General features: G+C 42.5%; 9 protein-coding genes. 7 read left to right on the top strand and 2 right to left on the bottom strand.

Going from position 1 to position 14,219, the window contains the following annotated elements; translation table 11 throughout:
- Window positions 1-215 precede the first annotated feature (215 nt).
- Window positions 216-1,298, top strand: coding sequence for a GNAT family N-acetyltransferase (locus tag AAHF22_RS20170; protein WP_347326820.1), 1,083 nt, complete (start codon window positions 216-218; stop codon window positions 1,296-1,298).
- 45 nt (window positions 1,299-1,343) lie between these two features.
- Window positions 1,344-1,862, top strand: a complete 519-nt coding sequence (locus tag AAHF22_RS20165) for a stalk domain-containing protein (protein WP_347326819.1) — start codon at window positions 1,344-1,346, stop codon at window positions 1,860-1,862.
- A gap of 408 nt (window positions 1,863-2,270) precedes the next feature.
- Here AAHF22_RS20165 and AAHF22_RS20160 read toward each other — a convergent pair whose 3' ends face one another.
- Window positions 2,271-3,473 carry a glucose-1-phosphate adenylyltransferase gene (locus AAHF22_RS20160; protein ID WP_347326818.1) on the bottom strand — a complete coding sequence of 401 codons (1,203 nt, stop codon included), beginning with the start codon at window positions 3,471-3,473 and terminating at the stop codon, window positions 2,271-2,273.
- Window positions 3,474-3,904: 431 nt separating this feature from the next.
- Here AAHF22_RS20160 and glgB point away from each other — a divergent pair, with 431 nt between their 5' ends.
- The 3 genes from glgB (at window position 3,905) to AAHF22_RS20145 (ending at window position 8,972) form a co-directional block, all read left to right on the top strand.
- Entirely contained in the window at window positions 3,905-5,827 is a 1,923-nt protein-coding gene (gene glgB / locus AAHF22_RS20155) for a 1,4-alpha-glucan branching protein GlgB (RefSeq protein WP_347326817.1), read from the top strand.
- Window positions 5,828-5,923: 96 nt separating this feature from the next.
- Entirely contained in the window at window positions 5,924-7,357 is a 1,434-nt protein-coding gene (gene glgA / locus AAHF22_RS20150) for a glycogen synthase GlgA (protein WP_347326816.1), read from the top strand.
- A 640-nt stretch (window positions 7,358-7,997) separates the two neighbouring features.
- Window positions 7,998-8,972: an ABC transporter substrate-binding protein gene (locus AAHF22_RS20145; RefSeq protein ID WP_347326815.1), complete on the top strand. Its 975-nt coding sequence runs from the start codon at window positions 7,998-8,000 to the stop codon at window positions 8,970-8,972.
- A gap of 517 nt (window positions 8,973-9,489) precedes the next feature.
- Here AAHF22_RS20145 and AAHF22_RS20140 read toward each other — a convergent pair.
- Window positions 9,490-10,722 carry an MFS transporter gene (locus tag AAHF22_RS20140; protein ID WP_347326814.1) on the bottom strand — a complete coding sequence of 411 codons (1,233 nt, stop codon included), beginning with the start codon at window positions 10,720-10,722 and terminating at the stop codon, window positions 9,490-9,492.
- A gap of 947 nt (window positions 10,723-11,669) precedes the next feature.
- Here AAHF22_RS20140 and AAHF22_RS20135 point away from each other — a divergent pair.
- Window positions 11,670-12,551 (top strand): hypothetical protein, encoded by an 882-nt coding sequence (locus tag AAHF22_RS20135; protein ID WP_347326813.1) that lies wholly within the window; start codon window positions 11,670-11,672, stop codon window positions 12,549-12,551.
- 1,269 nt (window positions 12,552-13,820) lie between these two features.
- Window positions 13,821-14,219, top strand: a 399-nt coding sequence (locus AAHF22_RS20130; RefSeq protein WP_347326812.1) for an RHS repeat domain-containing protein, incomplete at its 3' end; no start/stop codon positions are given.

The raw sequence follows: 14,219 nt of genomic DNA, 5'->3' as shown, positions 1-14,219 counted from the left end.
TGAAAAGGAACAATAATTCATACGGCAATGAAGACTAAGGCAGTATCAATCATATTGAAAATATAATATTTTTTAATCCCCTCATCGTAGACCGTGCAACAGGAACGTGTTTCATAACGCCTGGCATTGTAAACGAAAGGGGATTTTTTGTAGTATAATAAGCAAACCTATAATCAATGAAATGATCGCTTATGTGTGCGAAAGGGGTAAACGTAATGTCACAACAACAGAAGAACACCATTTCGAATAAATTACATATTCGCCGTGCTGAACAGGGCGAGGAAGAACTCATTACCTATTTTCTTGTAGACGCTGCGGATTGGATGGAGGAGCAGGGCATAGGTCAATGGCGTCGTGCATTGTTTACACCAGAGCTTATTCATAGCTATTTTGTAGAACGTGAAGTATATGTGGCCGAATATCAGGGCGAGCCTGCGGGTATGTTTACTTTGCAATTGGGCGATGAAGCGTACTGGCAACATAAAAACGATGAGGATTATTATTATTTGCACCGTCTAACCGTATCACGTCAATTCCGTGGGCTTGATCTAGGTTCTTATATGTTAGATTGGGCAGTGCAAACAGCGGCTGAACGTGGTAAAAAAGGTCTGCGTCTCGATTGTCTGGCAGAGCTTGTACCCTTAAATCGTTTTTACCAACGCCAGGATTTTCGTTATATGGGCACACATAATGTAAACGGTAAAATGGCTAATTTATATGAAAAGCTACCGCCAGCGGTAGCGAATGAGTTACGACTGGAGTATTTTGATGAGCGTGATATGGATAACTTGCTGCGCTGGACAGACGAGCAGGATGCACAAATGTTAATGCAATGGAGTGGGTCAATGTGGCAATATCCGTTGCAACGTCATGAACTGCAACAATATATCGAGGGAGCCAATGATCCTTCGCATTCAGACTGGTTGATCTATGCCGTCGTCGAACGTCAGAGTGGCAAGACGATTGGACATATGGCATTGGGACGTATCGATCACAAAAATCGCTCTGCACGTCTATCACGTGTACTGGTTGGTGATCCAGCTGCACGGGGTAAAGGCTATGGGCGCCAGATGGTTATGGAAGGTTTGCGAATTGGCTTTGAAGCACTCGGTATGCACCGGATCACACTGGCTGTATATGATTACAATGAGCAAGCAGCAGGCTTATATGAATCGTGTGGTTTTCGCAAGGAAGGCTTATTACGGGACGTAGCACTCGTAAATGGACAATATTACAGTGCCTATGAGATGGCGATTTTGGAGCAGGAGTGGGCAGAGCTGAATTGCAACTTATCGTGATAACGATCCGTTTAATGAAGTAGAAGAACGGAAAGGATGATCATGATGTACCGGATGATTGCAACATGTATTTTATTATGTGGAATAATGGGTGGTGCGAATTCGGCTATAGCTTCCACATCAGTACCGTGGGAATTGAAAGTGAATAATAAATTCATCTCAACTGCAATCCATGCACCGTATCAAAATGATGATGGCATCGTGATGGTGCCTTTACGCATCACATCGGAAGAATTAGGTTATACCGTTCACTGGGACGCCAAGCAGAAGCAAATAAAGATCGATGCACCTTATCAGGTTATCTTCTTGAAAGAAAATACTACCATTATGCATGTTGATAATGACTTTAAAGTCATTAATTTATCCGGCGACTTTGCAATGGATAGTAAAGTGGTGAAAAAGCAAGGCGTATTATATGTACCTGCGACATTTTATGAACGATTATTGGTGGGCAAGCAATCTGTAAATATCGCTGTGAGCATGGCTTACACGACCGATACAATGGGACAAAACAGCTCTTCGCAAAGTTTAGATGAGCGTAGCACTTTGATGACAGATCAATAAGGATGATGAAAGTATAAGCAAATACAAGCAAGAACAAGCAAGAACAAGCGAACAAAAATAAACACCAGCAGAGGAAAAGGCAAAGCGAATAGTTCGTGCTCAAGCCTACATTTTTAGATAGCCATAATCGTCTCGTTTAATAAATATTCAATATAAATTGCGAATACAGTCGATTGTCGATTAGTTTAGTTTGATCAGATTAGCGATTGGAAAAGGATGATATCGATCGAGTCTACTGTTCATTAATCTGTAATTACGGCGCGACATCAAACAGTATGCACGATCGTTCTATCTGTGCATCAAGATATACAGATGACTGCTCCAAATAAAAAGACCAGCTTGCGCAATAAGGATTGCAAACTGGTCTTTTATTTATATTCATATTTATATGGATACGTTTATAATCAATTAAGAAGAGATACCGCCAGCATGTACACGACCCAATACTTCTTTGAGCAGACGAGCAGGCTGCGTACGTACGGATGGTTTTGGATATACCGTTTCATACGGAGCAACGACCGCGATTTGTTCCGGTGTGCCTTCAACGATCGCACCGTCTTTTACGATCGCGCCTTCAGCAATAATCGCATATTCGATGCGCGCTTGCTTGCCGATCACCGCGCCTGGCATAATAATGCTGTGTGTAACTTCAGCCTGTCTGCCAATTGTCGATCCATTAAATACAACGGAACGCTCGACATGGCCTTCCAGCGATGCTTTGCAGCTCACCATCGAGCAATCGGGTGCATGTGCATGATCATTATCCTGCAATGGATTGTAATCAGCGGAGAACATAGGCCATGCAGAGTTTTTTAACTCAAATTGACGGCTATGTTGTAAAATGTCCATATGTGCTTCCCACAGACTGTTGATGGTGCCCACATCTCTCCAGTAGCCCTGGAACTCATAAGCGACTACCGTTTGGCGATCAGCCAGCATTTGGGGAATAATATTTTTGCCAAAATCATGACTCGATTGTTCGTTCATCGCATCTTGCAGCAAATGTTGACGCAGATATTGCCAGTCAAATACGTAGATACCCATCGACGCTAGATTGCTTTCCGGCTCGGCAGGCTTCTCGGAAAATTTCGTAATATTCATATCAGCATCCGTGCTCATCACACCAAAGCGACTTGCTTCCTCCCACGGTACCTCGACGACCGCGATTGTAGCATGTGCTTTATTTTCGCTATGGTATTGCAGCATTTCATTATAGTCCATATGATAAATGTGATCCCCGGACAAAATAAGTACATCCTTTGGATCAAGGGCATCAATATATTCAATGTTTTTATAAATTGCATCCGCTGTACCGGTATATTCACCTGTACGCTCAGAAGAGAGCAATGTGATATTCATTGGATTATTGTCAGTAGACCAGGCGTCGCCACCACCGATATGGTCATGCAGGGACTGTGCTTCATACTGGGTCAATACCCCGACTGTATCGATCCCGGAATTTGCACAGTTGCTCAGAGGGAAATCAATAATTCTATAGTCTCCACCAAATGGAACTGCTGGTTTCGCTATAATGGAAGTCAAAGGAGCCAGCCTACGTCCTTCGCCTCCGGCCAGCAACATTGCAATGCATTCTTTGTTTGTCTTTCTCATGTTGTTTTCCCTCCCATTTTCATGACAACGCTCAGTTGACAGTGTACTAGTCTTTTAAACGTCAGCTAAGCGTATTGAAACAACAAAAATTGTAAAATATTATAAAAAACAACGGATCGGATTTTTTTAGTTGATTTAGCATTTATATTTATTCGATTGGCGCTGGAATTTCAGTTGCTTCGCCAGTACAATAATGTAAAAGCCCGTCAGTACAGGCATTTAGAGAGCTTGCTAATTTTGGCTATTCAATGCATATTGAAAAGGGTAATAAATAAGGTTGGCTAATTTTTGTCGTACAAATTGGCTTTTGTTATAATCGTTTCCAAAATAAGTAATTCATTATGTGTAATAATAGGCGAACATATGCAAATGAAAGGCATTATTTGGAATTGTGAAATTGATATTATGTTAATCCATTTGGAGGTGATCATTTGAAACAATATCGTTCGCAATCTACACTGCCCAGTGCTGAGGAAATTTACCTGTTTCACGAAGGCACCAATTATCATGCGTATCGTCATTTTGGCTCACATCTAGTTTCCGAAGAAGGAAAGAATGGTGTGCGCTTTACCGTATGGGCGCCAGATGCACAGGTTGTTGGCGTGGCTGGCGATTGGAATAACTGGAACGGGGATCATCATTTATTACATAGAATTGAAGATACAGGGATCTGGACTGGTTTCTTTGCTGAGATCGGTGCCGGTTATTTGTATAAATATCATATTACAGCAGCAAATGGTGAACGCTTTTTAAAAGCTGACCCCTATGCGATTCATGCCGAAGTACGCCCTGCGACCGCTTCGGTTGTTGCTACGCTTGCCGGTCATAAATGGGAGGATGCGGCATGGCGCCGTAAACGTCGTCCATTGTACCAGCGTCCATTGAACATTTATGAAATGCATGCAGGCACATGGCGGCAAAAAGAAGACGGCAGTTTATACAATTACCGTGAGCTAGCCGATCTGCTGGTGCCGTATCTTACCGATATGGGCTATACGCATGTGGAGCTAATGCCGCTGACGGAGCATCCATATGATTTATCCTGGGGATATCAGAGTACAGGCTATTTTGCGCCAACGAGTCGTTATGGCACGCCTCAGGATCTGATGTACTTTGTAGATCGCTGTCATCAGGCGAATATTGGCGTGCTGCTCGATTGGGTGCCAGGACATTTTACAAAAGATGCACATGGCTTGCGTCGCTTCGATGGTACGCCATTGTATGAATATGCTGATCCGGATCGTGCAGAAAAGCATGGCTGGGGTACGCTGTCGTTTGATTTTGGCAAACCGGAAGTGCGGTCGTTCCTTATTTCAAGTGCGCTGTACTGGCTGGATGTGTATCATTTTGATGGTCTTCGTGTCGATGCAGTTACCAGTATGATTCGACTTGATTTTGAACGTGAAGGCGGAGGATGGCGTCCAAACCAATACGGTGGTGTGGAGAATCTGGAAGCGATCTCGTTTTTACAGCAGCTGAATAAGACGATCTTTCAGTATTTCCCCCATGCGCTCATGATGGCAGAGGAATCAAGTTCATGGCCTGGAGTGACCAAGCCGGCGCATGAAAATGGATTGGGCTTCAATTATAAATGGAATATGGGCTGGATGAACGATACACTGGATTATGTGGAAACATCGTTTGATGAGCGGCCCTCCAAACATAATTTGCTTACATTCCCGCTGGTATATGCTTATTCCGAAAACTTTACATTACCGCTTTCCCATGATGAAGTCGTGCATGGCAAACGTTCGTTATTAAATAAAATGCCGGGCAGCTATGAACAGAAGTTTGCCGGATTGCGTCTGTTGCTCGCCTACCAGATGACGCATCCCGGTAAAAAATTGCTATTTATGGGCAGCGAATTTGGTCAGTTTATCGAATGGAAAGATCAGGAGCAGCTCGACTGGCTGCTGTTTGATTATGAAATGCATCGCCAAACGCAACATTATACACGTGAGCTTAATCATCTGTATGCGAAATCTCCAGCTCTGTGGGAACGTGATCATGATTGGGAAGGCTATGAGTGGCTGAATGCGGATGATGCAAGCAATAGTGTGATTACGTATATGCGCAAAGGTCGCAAGCCGGCGGATACGTTACTGATTGCGATTAACTTTCAGCCCGTTCCACGTGTGAATTACCGGATCGGTGTGCCTAAACCAGGAACGTATGCCGAAATATGGAATAGCGATGATCCGCGCTTTGGCGGTACAGGTGGGCGCACGGAAAAGCTGCTTGTTTCTGAGAAAATTCCGTGGCATCAGCAGGAGCAAAGCGTACTGCTGACTATTCCCCCATTAAGTGTATTAATTTTGAAAAAAGGAACAGCTGCTAAAAAGGCAAAAAGCTAAATATAACGATGATCGGAACGTAAGCTGCGGTGACGATATATGTACTCTTGCAGCAGGTACGAGCAGTACCGTTTACATTCAAAGGAGGAGTTTTGCATGAACATTTTATTCGCAGCAGCCGAGGCTAACCCTTTTATTAAAACGGGTGGACTGGCAGACGTTATTGGTGCGCTCCCAGCAGCACTAAAAAAAGAAAAGTGCGATGTGCGCGTGGTGATGCCGAATTACAACAGCATTAGCGAGCCGATTCGCAATCAGGCTACACTTGTAGACGTTGTGCAGGTACAGGTTGGCTGGCGCAGTCAATATTGCGGGATTAAGCAGTTTAAGCAGGATGGCATTACGTTTTATTTGCTCGACAATGAATATTATTTTGGCCGTGACGGTGTGTATGGTTATGGTGATGATGGGGAGCGTTTTGCCTTTTTCTGTCGCGCTGTACTGGACATGTTGCCGGTGATCGATTTTCAACCGGATATTATCCATGCCCATGATTGGCATACCGGCATGATCCCACTGCTGCTGAAGGCACAATATCAATCGTTACCTTTTTACTCCAATATACGTACCGTATTTACGATTCATAATTTGCTGTATCAGGGCATTTTCCCTTATTCCACATTATGGTCGTTATTCGGTCTGGACGATCGTTACTTTCATGCAGGTGGCGTAGAATATTACGGTAATATCAGCTATATGAAGGCAGGTATCGTATTTGCTGATCGGGTCACCACCGTTAGTCCTACATATGCAGAAGAGATTAAAATGCCCTATTATGGCTATGGTCTGGATGGTTTACTGCGTTCACTTGGTGGACGTTTGCGTGGGATCGTCAACGGAATCGATACGAAAAGTTACAACCCGGCGACCGATCCGTATTTGCAAACCCATTATCGTAGTGCAACGAACAAACGCCTTGAAAATAAAGCTGCTTTACAGGAAGAGCTTGGCTTGCCAGTACGAGCAGATGTGCCAATCGTAGCGATGGTCACACGTCTTGTGGAATCGAAGGGACTCGATCTCGTTATGCGTGTGCTGGATGAGCTGCTTTATTATAATGATGTGCAATTTGTATTGCTTGGTACAGGCGAAGCGATGTATGAAGATTGGTTCCGCGGTGCAGCATATCGTCATCCCGAGCGTCTTGCTGCTGAAATTCGTTTTAGTGAAGGTGTGGCACGACGCATCTATGCTGGAACCGATATGTTCCTGATGCCATCACAATTTGAGCCATGTGGCATTAGTCAGTTGCTTGCACTTCGGTACGGAAGTATTCCTATCGTGCGCGAAACAGGTGGTCTGAATGACACGGTGCAGTCTTACAATGAAATGACCGGCGAAGGGAATGGATTTACGTTCAATTCCTACAATGCTCATGATATGCTGTACACGATCCGCCGGGCGGTATCCTTCTATCAGCAGCCAAAGCATTGGAAACAGGTTATGAAAAATGCGATGACCGGCGATTATAGCTGGCAAACTTCGGCACGTGAGTATCTGGATGTATATCGTGAAGCGCAAATGAGTTAATGGATGGATCGTTTCATAATTATGGTATAGTTCCGTAATAGAGTTGCATAGGTAATAGCCCGTTCTTCAGCTGATGGAGTACGGGCTATTTATGTTATGTTGAGCGGAGATTAAAGCGTAGCGATAAATTTGAGAAGAGTGGTAAGCAGAATAGGATGGTCTGGGTGATAAGAGAAAGAAGCACTAGAAATTCCTTGACTGCGTCAAACCTAAAGTTTGAGCTGGCAAAGCCTGAGAGAAATTTATGATGTGATGAAAATGTAGATTTTGTAAGAAGTAAGGATATACGTCATCGTATGCTGACCACATTAAATTAAAAGTTGAATCCGTTCTATTTGATGATACATGTATCTGCATCACGCCATAAAATTATCTTTGCTGTATAGTATTAAACTTTACATTGAACTTGGTCACTGTTGCTGGTCATAAAAGTATAAAAAGCAGTAAGAAAGGAGATCATGTCCATCGTAGCCGAAATAGATCGCAATCTAGTAATGGGTATATCTTACTAGCAATAAAAGTGAATTAAAGCTTTGCAAATCTATGATAGGTTTACAGAAAATCAGACATCATGTATACTAATCAAGTTGATAATAATTCTCATTATCAAATGAAATATGTACATAAAGGAGATTTTATCATGAAAGTTCAATTCGGATTCAAGCATTTGCTAATCGGAGGCGTATGTGCAGTATTGTTAGCAGGCTGTGGTCAGACAACATCGTCCAACTCATCTGCTTCAGCAAACAACGATAACTCTACAATAGGAAGCATTGTCATTCAGCATGATATGGGAACAACAGAGCTGAAGCAACCTGCCACTCATGTGGTGGCGCTAGAATGGTCGTTTGTGGATGATCTACTTGCACTTGGGATCACACCTGTTGGGATCGCAGATGACGACAAGCCAAAAGCAATGGAAAAGCTCGCAGGCAAGCCAATTGAATATATGCCCCTCGGCAAGCGAGAAACGCCAGATCTGGAAAAAATCGCAGGGGTAGCACCGGATCTGATCATCGCCGATACCGATCGTCACTCTAAAATTAAAGATCAACTGGATCAGATTGCACCGACGATTGTATTAAATAGCCGCAAAGGCTCTTATGAGGATAGCATAAAGGACTTTGAAACAATTGCGAAGTCAGTCGGTAAAGAAGCTGAGGCTAAAGAGCGCCTGGTACAGCATGATAAGATGATGGCTGTGATGAAGAAGCAGGTTGAAGCATTACCAGAGAAAAGGGTGCTTGTCGGTGTAGCACGCAAAGGTGATTTTAATGCCCATTCCACAACATCGTATGCTGGTGAAGTGCTGAACGATATGGGCTTTGACAATGTAATACAGGGTAGTGAAAAAGAACCTTATAAAGAGGTGAACCTGGAGACCATTACGGCGATGGATCCTGATATCATCTTTATCGCTACCGATGATTCCGAAGTGATCACGAATGAGTGGAAGAAGCTGCCAGTATGGCAAAACTTAAAAGCCGTGAAGAATCATCATGTGTATATGGTCGATCGCGATATATGGACTCGTTTCCGCGGGATTACCCCTGCTGAGAAGATCGGTCAAAGCGCGCTCGATTATATTAGTGGCAAGCTTAAATCCGAGTCGTAAGGAAACGCGAGTAGCTTCATTATAAAAGAATGCAAAAAGAGAATTCCTAGTTTCTCCTATACTGCACCTTGTGTGCAAGTGTAGAGAGCTGGAATTCTCTTTTTATATAATGATTGTAATCGATTTATTTTGTATATGCTACATAGGTTTGTACATAACCTGTATCGCGACTACTATACACTCAAAGTCTGATCTATGCTATTTTATGCAAAATATACTTACATTAGACGATAAGCGTATCTTTATTGAACATTATCCATATTTACATATACTATGGCCAAAAGAATAATCATTTTATTGGTCAAAAGATCCCGTTTCAAGTGAATAGAGCTACATGTACAGGAATTGTCTAATAAAAATAAACTTCATCGTACTATTGCTATAAAGCCTTTTAAAGACACAAACTAAAGCGTATTAACTGATCTAGGTTCTGTATCTAGGATTATTAACGATAATCTGCATCGTGCGCCAATGTTCTCGTATTAACTGATCTAGGTTCTATATTTAGCATCCGCATCTAAGCAGCTAATGCTTTATGATGACGCTCATAACGAACGGTCAACAAACACGCAAGTGCAAAAGCAGCAATCATCAGCCAGATCGGAATACGTGGATCAAATGTATACGCCCAGCCGCCAATAATACCGGCAGGTGAGGTGATCAGCAAAATAAGCACAGAGAGCATGGAGAAAATTTTCGCCCGTTTATTATCATCGATCGCATTGGCGACAGCCGCTTCCAGATAAGGTGAGCTAATCATCATCCCGACCGCAGCAACAATTGTACTTAGCGCGACCCAGGCTAGCTCGGTAATCGGCCCAACGACGAGCATCACATTGGAAACGACAGATAATCCAAAACCAGCCATCATCGACTTGTACATGGCTCGTTCCGGAATACGTGGGGTGAGTAGCCAGAGCACGAGTAACATGACAATAGACGAAACGGCTGGAACAAAGGAGATCAGATCATTATCAATATGTAAATAATCCGCCATATAGAGCGATAAATACGTCGTTTTCAGCGTAGTTTGGAAATTAAACAATACATACACACCGAAAATGAGCAGCAAGGAACGACTGGCGGTAATTTCGCGGATAGCCCCTGCATAATCAAGCAAACTTTTACCGAGTCCCAGATCACGCGTTTCTTGCATTTTACGATAACCCATTTCAGTTTCTCTCGTCGTCAAATGGCGCCCGACGAATTGAAAAGTCATAAAAATAGCCGCAATCCAGTACATGATTCGTGTACCGTCGACTAACCCATATGCGTACACAAGCAATCCACCGAGCGGTGCAAACAAGCCGCCGATGACGCTAATAATCTGCAACAACGTGAATACATAGGTACGATCCGCAGGACGTGTATCCTCTACAACGAGACAGTAAAAGGCGGTAGACGGAACACGCTGAAAGCCATTTAATAAAGCAGCCGCAACGAAAAACCATACATTTTGCGACACCGCCCACACAATCGTAGCCAGCGTCCAGCTTAACAGGTCAAAATAAAGCACGGCGCGCTTACGTCCCAGCCGATCGGTTAAGTAACCACTCAAAAAAGAAGAGATCACCTGAACGATCAAACTAAGTGTCGTAATCCAGCCGATCGCCGTTTCGGTTACGCCAAGCTCATACATATAAAGCGTAGCATAGGTCATCACCATGCTGTAGGGAATGAGAAAAAAAGGTTCAAAGGCGAGACAGCCACGGCTGTTGCCTTGAAGCCTCGGAAACCAGATACGTGCCATAGTGTGTATGATCCTCCGTTAGGTAGTGGGATGGTAGAGCGGATAAGGGTTTGTTGATGGTTCATGGTGTGCAAGATAAGAATCATGTTGCCCATGAATAGATGAATGAACATACCCTTACTAAGGTGTTGCAAAGAGCTGATTTGAGCGGCGTGCCGATTTCGTGCCGACCAAGAGTGTAAAGAAATATAATCCGTACTACATGGTCATTCATTTTCTTACGTTTTTGATGATCGATACCTATGTATCCTGTTATTTTATCTTGCTTTAACGAATGAGAGAATCATCTCTTTTCATTAAGATCGATTGAGCTAGGCACCTCCTATGTCAGAACTATTGTGCTTAATTTTAGCATGATCATAGAGATTATCAATGTATAGCAGGCAGAAATTGAAGTGTCTTTTTTACGAGTGTTGTGAAGTGGTATATAACCGAAGGATGCTGATGAAAATAAAAATCCGTATAGATATTAAAGTGGAACGAGAGCACTTTTCTAATAACAATTCATCTCTAATCAGTATGCCGTCGGTAGATCGTTTAGGAATTTGAGCCTTTATGGTTCTCGCTTTTTCGACTATATCAGGATACATATATTATTAGACCATCCCTTTTCTGATAAAATGATAAGGTATGTCATTATCATTTGTAGTCATAAGCGAAATTTTAGTTCTGTTTGCCATTTTTGCAGCTTCCTCTATTGTATGCAAAAGTAAGATTTCATCATTTGATTGGATGGAGTGAAGTTTTCTTTTCTACCGGGCTTCATTGTACGTGCAGTGATAACCTAACGAATAAGATGGGATGAGAAGTGTTGGGCTAATGTAGTATACATAAGATTAATCGGCTTTTTAACTATGGTGATGGGCATAGTCTGCCTCAATGCCTTCATAATTTGCCTTTAAAACGATAATGATAAACAAAATTTATATTAAGAAAGGAAGCTTCATATGAGTCATTTTAGCGTTGCAGTGATTACGCCAAGTATGAACGATGTAGAGCGTCTATTAGCCCCATTCCAAGAAAATAATAGGGGGAATTGCCCTGAAGAGTATTTGGTGTTTTTTGATGTGGAAGAGGAGTATCGACGATCGTATGAAACGGAATCAGCGGAATATGTAGAGATGGAGGATGGTCGACTGCTCTCACCCTACCATTCCATTTTTCGTACAACTGCTTCACAACCGATGTTGCGCACGCATGAAGTGCCTTCACATTTAAAACGTGTACGGATTCCACATCAAGAGAAATACACGACATTGGATGACTACCTGATGCAACATGTAGGGTATAGCGCTAGAGATGAGAAGACAAGGAAATGGGGCTATTGGGACAATCCGAATGCGAAATGGGACTCGTGGCAAATTGGAGGAAGTTGGTCCAATACGCTGTTACTCCGATCCGGGGAACAGGTTAATGCAGCGCCAATTAAAGATATTTTCTTTATAGAGCAAGAGCTAGGTGAAGGCGTGACCGTTACAATCGAAGACATGCCTGTACCCGCAGCATTAGCTACAAAACTTAAGATTTGCTTAGCCCACGCCTCTCAGGAATGGGAAAAGGTGATGGAGGGAAAAGGCTCCGATCAGCCAGAATATTACATGAATCGGTATGGTGATAAACAAAGCTTTTTACGTGAAATGTTGAGTGTTCGTACGTATGCTGTAGTAACACCCGATGGGAATTGGCATGCTCCAGGAGAAATGGGAAGGTTCGGCATAAGTTCGGAACGTCCAGAAGAAGCAACACAATTTAATACTTCGTTTTATGATACGTTCATTAAAGATGCCGATCCAGAACACTTTGTAGTGATTGTAGACTGTCATATGTAAGTCCTCGTGAAATAAAGCAATACTGAGCATCGAAAAAGGAAATCTAATGTCTAAAGTTTATTTTCGACACCAATCATATCGGAAGATACGAAATGAGAAGAAGTAGAGACTATGACCACCGTATTGTAAAACCATATATGTATATTTCTTTGGGAAAGATAATGATAATCCAAATCGAGTAAAAGTCACTGACTTAACAGCAGCTCCATTTTCTTACGAAGATCGTTTGCATTATCATCAAAGCCAAATTTTCTTTCCTCGATCCTGATATCCATTATTCATAATGACCTCCACATTTTAAAACAGGATCCAGCCAGGTTTCCGCAGCAGTTAACAAAGCTGCTCGCATAATCGCAGACATGCCATGTTCATGTATAATCCTATAGGTGGTGAGTCCAAGCCGGTATAACTTCTGATGATCATACCCGTCAAACAAATCGACTTGAATAGCATCCTTGGTACACTATATTAGTCATATCCACGCTAATATGTCGAATCGATATATGTGTTGGAGCATGTGTTAATAAATCGATACAAGCGAGATAGAGTATTTTAGCTGGTAGACATATGTAATTTGCATCGACTTTTCTAAATAAAGACCCATGCGTGTTTTGGCGATATGTATGCGGCGGTCATCCGTTGGAATCGGATAAAGCCGGCTACCAGTTTGAATTTGTTTAATGCAGGAGAGGCAGCCAGTACGACACCACCATGCCGAGTAATGTCGCGGACAACAGCAATCATATAGTGGAGGGGATCAAGCCCTCACTCGACAGCTTCCACCGAAGCATAAACAGATTTGAGATCCACACAGAGTATCTTGTAATCGGGAAGCTTTGTATAGTCGATCTGCCTGATAATCATCTATACAGGAATATTTGTTCTTGCATGAACATGATATATGTAATTATTAAATTAGCAGTTTATCTATCATATTAAATGTATAAGAATATCTGTTGTCTGAACGTACGAATATACAAAATCTTAGTATTAAAATAGATGAAGTTATTAATTTTTGGTTACATAAATTAATAACTTCCATTTTTGAAAACACCCGGTATAATCAGATTGTTGGAATATGTAGATAGAGAAGTACATAAAGTATAAAAACGTTCATATGAGCGTAATCTCCATTCGCATGACAACTAATTTACAACAACGGAGGTGTTTGTTGAGGAAGACAGATTAAAATCGGCCAAATAAAAAGGAATAAGTGTGTCTAATGCTTGCTAAGTCACTATGAAATTGAATTAAAGGAGTCTATTTTCTATGAAAATCAGAAGTTTGCCGATCCAAGCTTCTCTGCTGCAAAAAATTATGCTTTTGCTATGTGTCTGGCTTGTCCTGATTCCTGTGCTGTCAGCTGCCGCAGCCACACAGCGCGTCTATCAATATAACGAAAACGGGCGCTTGGCGGTCATGTATACAGCGACACAGAAAACAACGTATGCGTACGATAAAAACGGCAATCTGATCAGCAAACAGGTTGAGCAGGGAGATTATAACAGTGTAGTGAATCCAAATGCGCCCACACCGACGCCAGCTCCAGAACCTACACCAGAACCTACACCAGCGCCTACGCCGACACCAACTCCAGAACCAGCACCCGACCCTACGCTTGTTCCGCCGCCTGTACCGACTCCGGCAGTACAAGGATTGGATATTGTA

The sequence above is a fragment of the Paenibacillus wenxiniae genome, assembly GCF_039822605.1.
GTDB classification, from domain to species: domain Bacteria; phylum Bacillota; class Bacilli; order Paenibacillales; family Paenibacillaceae; genus Saccharibacillus; species Saccharibacillus wenxiniae.
Note: the sequence above shows the minus strand (reverse complement) of the source record. Positions and strands in the feature narration are given on the sequence as shown.

What these genes read in the sequence shown, in the direction of transcription:
- AAHF22_RS20135 (WP_347326813.1), top strand. Translation starts at nt 11,670, where the DNA reads ATGAGTCATTTTAGCGTTGCAGTGATTACGCCAAGTATGAACGATGTA.
- glgA (WP_347326816.1), top strand. Translation starts at nt 5,924, where the DNA reads ATGAACATTTTATTCGCAGCAGCCGAGGCTAACCCTTTTATTAAAACG.
- AAHF22_RS20145 (WP_347326815.1), top strand. Translation starts at nt 7,998, where the DNA reads ATGAAAGTTCAATTCGGATTCAAGCATTTGCTAATCGGAGGCGTATGT.
- AAHF22_RS20160 (WP_347326818.1), bottom strand. Translation starts at nt 3,473, where the DNA reads ATGAGAAAGACAAACAAAGAATGCATTGCAATGTTGCTGGCCGGAGGC.
- AAHF22_RS20170 (WP_347326820.1), top strand. Translation starts at nt 216, where the DNA reads ATGTCACAACAACAGAAGAACACCATTTCGAATAAATTACATATTCGC.
- AAHF22_RS20165 (WP_347326819.1), top strand. Translation starts at nt 1,344, where the DNA reads ATGTACCGGATGATTGCAACATGTATTTTATTATGTGGAATAATGGGT.
- AAHF22_RS20140 (WP_347326814.1), bottom strand. Translation starts at nt 10,722, where the DNA reads ATGGCACGTATCTGGTTTCCGAGGCTTCAAGGCAACAGCCGTGGCTGT.